1 protein-coding gene is annotated in these 1,019 nt (G+C 63.0%); it reads left to right on the forward strand.

What is annotated here, in order from left to right; all coding sequences use genetic code 11:
• Window positions 1-223 precede the first annotated feature (223 nt).
• Window positions 224-1,019: carbamoyl phosphate synthase preATP-grasp domain-containing protein (locus LQR33_RS23905; RefSeq protein WP_462476159.1), on the forward strand; the 796-nt coding region annotated here is incomplete at its 3' end.

Raw genomic sequence — 1,019 nt, forward strand, 5'->3', positions numbered from 1 at the left:
ATCGCCAACCTGTCGATGCTGATTCTGCTGGGCGACAAGCTGGCCGCGGCCTTCCGCCGCCGCCGCAAGCTGACGGCGGCGCTGGGCGGCTCGGTGGGCGCGGTGTTCGTCGGGTTCGGCGCCAAGCTGGCGGCGGCCAGCCTGTAAGGTTGAAAACAAACATGCCGCGCCGCCGGGGAGGGGGCGCGGCCGGAAAAATACAAGTCATCAAAGAGTAGAAGCCATGCCAAAGCGTACCGACATCAAAAGCATTCTGATCATTGGCGCCGGCCCGATCGTCATCGGCCAGGCCTGCGAGTTCGACTACTCCGGCGCCCAGGCCTGCAAGGCGCTGCGCGAGGAAGGCTACAAAGTCATCCTGGTCAACTCCAATCCGGCCACCATCATGACCGACCCGGACATGGCCGATGTCACCTACATCGAGCCCATCAGCTGGCCGGTGGTGGAAAAGATCATCGCCAAGGAGCGTCCGGACGCCATCCTGCCGACCATGGGCGGCCAGACCGCGCTGAACTGCGCGCTGGACCTGGCCAAGCACGGGGTGCTGGAAAAGTACAAGGTCGAGCTGATCGGCGCCACCGAAGACGCGATCGACAAGGCGGAAGACCGCGGCCGTTTCAAGGAGGCGATGGCCAAGATCGGCCTGTCCTGCCCGCTGTCCTTCGTCTGCCACACCATGGAAGAGTCGCTGGAGGCGCAGACCAAGGTCGGTTTCCCGACGCTGATCCGCCCGTCGTTCACCATGGGCGGCTCCGGCGGCGGCATCGCCTACAACAAGGAAGAATTCCTGGCGATCTGCGAGCGCGGTTTCGAAGCTTCCCCCACCCATGAGCTGCTGATCGAGCAGTCGGTGCTGGGCTGGAAGGAATACGAGATGGAAGTCGTTCGCGACAAGAGCGACAACTGCATCATTATCTGTTCGATCGAAAACTTCGACCCGATGGGCGTGCACACCGGTGACTCCATCACCGTGGCGCCGGCGCAGACGCTGACCGACAAGGAATACCAGATCATGCGCA

This window comes from Chromobacterium piscinae (assembly GCF_021129175.1).
In the GTDB taxonomy this organism is placed as follows: domain Bacteria; phylum Pseudomonadota; class Gammaproteobacteria; order Burkholderiales; family Chromobacteriaceae; genus Chromobacterium; species Chromobacterium piscinae.